Consider the following 3,342-nt stretch of genomic DNA (forward strand, 5'->3'; position numbering starts at 1 on the left):
TTACCATTGTCTTTTAGCTTATCTTGTAAAAGCTTAAGTCGTTCTTTATTGAAAATACGTTTCTTTTTTTGCTTATTTTTTATCCATGGATCGGGAAATAAAATATAAATTCCATCAAGGATATTACTTGGTATCTTATTTAATATTAAATCCAAATTATTAGGGAATAATAAAAAATTCGTGATATTTTGTTCGCCTGCAAGCTTTAAAACATTTGCAACTCCGTTTAAATATACCTCTATCCCAATAAAAAGTGCATTAGGATTCATTTTAGCTTGATTAATGAAATGCTCACCCATACCAAAGCCTATCTCAAGAAATACTTTACGTTTTTCATTTACAAGCTTTTCTTTAGAAAATAAATATTTTGGTAGTTTGTTATCTAATAAATTCTTTTGCACTCCTGATAAGCTTTTACCGATACGTCTTGCATATGACCGATTGAGATTAATAGGAGACAATAATATTACCCTACTGTGACCTTGTAGATCCTTATAAACGCTTTCAATATTATAACCATGATCTAAGAAAATTTGGGTTACCGCTTCTTCCTGTTTAAACCCTATTTCTAATATAATCTTACCGTTTGGTTTTAAGAATTGTTTGGCATTTTCGGCGATGAGAAAGTAAGCTTGCAGTCCGTCTTTTTCAGCAAATAAAGCAATAGACGGTTCATAATTGATTGTTTCAATTGCCATCTCTGATTTTTCGCTGTGAGCTATATATGGCGGGTTGCTAACGATAAAATCAAATTTCTGAGTTTCAATATTCTCAAACCAATTACTGTGAATAATCTGAATGCGATCCGTTACCTCATATTTTGCTGCATTACTTTTGATAATGTCTATAGCATCAAGACTTATATCGGTTGCAATTACATTAGCATTCGGTAACTCACATAATAGACTGATAGCAATGCAGCCACTACCTGTGCCAAGTTCTAGGATATTTAAGAATTTGTCATTGCAGTTTTCGCTTATGTCATTCCCGCGAAAGCAGGGATCCGGTTGTTTTTTTTCTGGATTCCCGCTTTCGCGGGAATGACATTGAAATACAACATCCACCAAAACTTCAGTATCGCTTCTTGGAATTAATACATGTTTATTAACAATAAATTCACGTGAGTAAAATTCTTTAACACCTGTAATATATACTATCGGTTCATGCTTTAATCTTCTCGCTAACAGTTTTTCAAAAGCTTCTATCTTGGCTTCATTTAACTGTTCATCAAGATTAATAAGTAAATACTCAATAGGTTTATTTATAACATGCTGTAGTAAAATTCGTGCTTCTAATTGCGGCGAACTAATACCTATTTTATTTAATTTATTTGTAGCGTCACTAAGAATTTGCTTTATAGAACATTGCATGGAAAGTTTTATTTTCTGCCAAAATTTTTCATTTCTAAAATCTCATCTACACTACCTAGCGGTGCTCGTTTTTTAAGTTCAGTAAATTCACGAAATATATTATTACCAAATTTATTCTTATAATATTCGGGTTCTAGAGTTATAATATCTATTTTAAGATAATTTTTGGTTTTAGGTATTTAATTAATTTTCATAAACCGTTTTATGTTATTATATCACCAATTATTTCTGAATAATATCTATATAGCTATTTTTAAAGCTAAGATTTGTTAATGTTTCTAAATCACAAGTGATTAAAGATTCTTGTTCGTGTTGATTTTTTAATAAATAAGGACTAGTACAAAACCAAGCGAACTCTCCTTTTATCTGGTCAGCAGTTAGTTTATGTAGTACTTCACCATTTTTCCCATACAAAATCAAGTCAGAAAAAGCACCATATCCTGCTTCAGTAAATTTTATGGGTGCTTTCTTCCCACCTAAAATTTATTTTTTCTCATATTCTTTAATAATAATTATGAGTTATATTTTTTGTTGGAACAGTAATCATATATTCTTTTTTGTTAGGATAAATAATCTCTGCACATTTAGCAATAAAATTATGAAGTTTAAGCGAAAGACTAGAATGTTTTTTAGTATTATTATAGTCATATATTGGAGCTTTAAATAAAATTTACGTTCTGGAAGTTGCCATAGTGATGATCATTTCTACCAATGGTATATTAATACTACTTTTCTGTTCCCATGCTTTATTATAGGTAAAAACTACATATACATCTGTTAAATCTTGGTCATGATATTCTATGCTAGAGTCAAAAGCATCTAGGCCCATAAAAGCTTTTATATATTCTTTTTCCCGGACTGGTTTATAAACTCCCCCTGTTTCTTTGAGAAATTTTGCCAAGTAGTTACATTTACTCCATTAACTTTTACCATATAAAAATGTAAATCATCTTCTACTTCATAATGATAAATTTCTGATTTTACTTCTTGTGCTTTATATAGTTTTGTAAAAAGATGTTGTAAATTAGAATATTTTTCATCTATTTTACTGAAATCAAATTCAGAGAAAATCTACAGAGCTTGCATATATTGCATGTCTATATTATCAGGTGCCTTTGCTTCTTTGCATGCAACTTTTATAAATTTATTTAATTGTTCTTCTTGCTTATTAAAATCATTTTTTTAAATTCTTCTAAAAATTTTTTTAATAAAAGTTCTTTCCTATAATTTGCATCATCAATATACATACTATTATTAATATCTATGCCTGTTTTTAATCTTAGAGAAAGAATTTCATTGACGAATTCAGAAATTTTAATTTCATGTTCTGTACTATATTGGGAAGAGCTAGCAATTTTTATAGATTGCGGTTTAAAAGATAAATTATTACCTAATTTTAAAATAAAATCTTTTACTTCTGGCCAATCTCTATAATTTGATATATCTAAGGAAATAATTTTGTCTGTGGCGGTACTTAAAGTTTGCAGAAAAGTAAAAATCTTTTCTAAGCTCGCTTTTTGTTTTTAAGGTTTAAAATACCCTCTTCCATAGAATATAAGGCTTCTTATAATTTAGCATTAGCTTTGTTCATTTTATAAATAAATATTAATTTTTAATATAATATTAAGGATTAATATTTTGTTAATTATAAACTAATTATCTCTTCCATATCCCTTGGCAACTCACAAGAAAATTCCATAATCTCATTATTAGTCGGATGAGTAAAACTTAAATACCAAGAATGCAGGGCTTGACGTTTAAAATCAATTAATTTTGCTTTTAGTTCAGGGGGAGAATGAGCAGTTTTTCGGTCGTTATTGCCGTAAGTTTGGTCGCCGACTACTGAATGCTTTAAATGGCTTAGTTGTACTCTAATTTGGTGAGTTCTACCCGTACTAAGCTTGCACTCTACCATACTAATACTACCTTTATAAAATAATTCTAGAGTCTTATAATGTGTAACGGCTTCTTT

4 protein-coding genes and 1 pseudogene are annotated in these 3,342 nt (G+C 29.2%); 1 reads left to right on the top strand and 4 read right to left on the bottom strand.

What is annotated here, in order from left to right; translation table 11 throughout:
- The 3 genes and pseudogenes from trmB to BG75_RS09355 all read right to left on the bottom strand — a co-directional run.
- A pseudogene (trmB, locus tag BG75_RS01090) lies at nt 1-1,370 on the bottom strand (bifunctional peptide chain release factor N(5)-glutamine methyltransferase PrmC/tRNA (guanosine(46)-N7)-methyltransferase TrmB); the annotation flags it as partial.
- A gap of 222 nt (nt 1,371-1,592) precedes the next feature.
- Nucleotides 1,593-1,784, bottom strand: a complete 192-nt coding sequence (locus BG75_RS09350; protein WP_252903550.1) for a hypothetical protein — start codon at nt 1,782-1,784, stop codon at nt 1,593-1,595.
- A 256-nt stretch (nt 1,785-2,040) separates the two neighbouring features.
- Nucleotides 2,041-2,271, bottom strand: coding sequence for a hypothetical protein (locus tag BG75_RS09355; RefSeq protein ID WP_252903551.1), 231 nt, complete (start codon nt 2,269-2,271; stop codon nt 2,041-2,043).
- 395 nt (nt 2,272-2,666) lie between these two features.
- Here BG75_RS09355 and BG75_RS08100 point away from each other — a divergent pair, with 395 nt between their 5' ends.
- Nucleotides 2,667-2,804 carry a hypothetical protein gene (locus BG75_RS08100; protein ID WP_156468955.1) on the top strand — a complete coding sequence of 46 codons (138 nt, stop codon included), beginning with the start codon at nt 2,667-2,669 and terminating at the stop codon, nt 2,802-2,804.
- Between the two features lie 211 nt (nt 2,805-3,015).
- On the opposite strand, the gene BG75_RS09360 is transcribed toward BG75_RS08100, so the two are convergent.
- A partial coding sequence (locus BG75_RS09360; RefSeq protein ID WP_252903552.1) for a pseudouridine synthase occupies nt 3,016-3,342 on the bottom strand: 327 nt, incomplete at its 5' end.

It is taken from the genome of Rickettsia endosymbiont of Proechinophthirus fluctus (genome assembly GCF_001602635.1).
GTDB lineage: Bacteria > Pseudomonadota > Alphaproteobacteria > Rickettsiales > Rickettsiaceae > Rickettsia > Rickettsia rickettsii.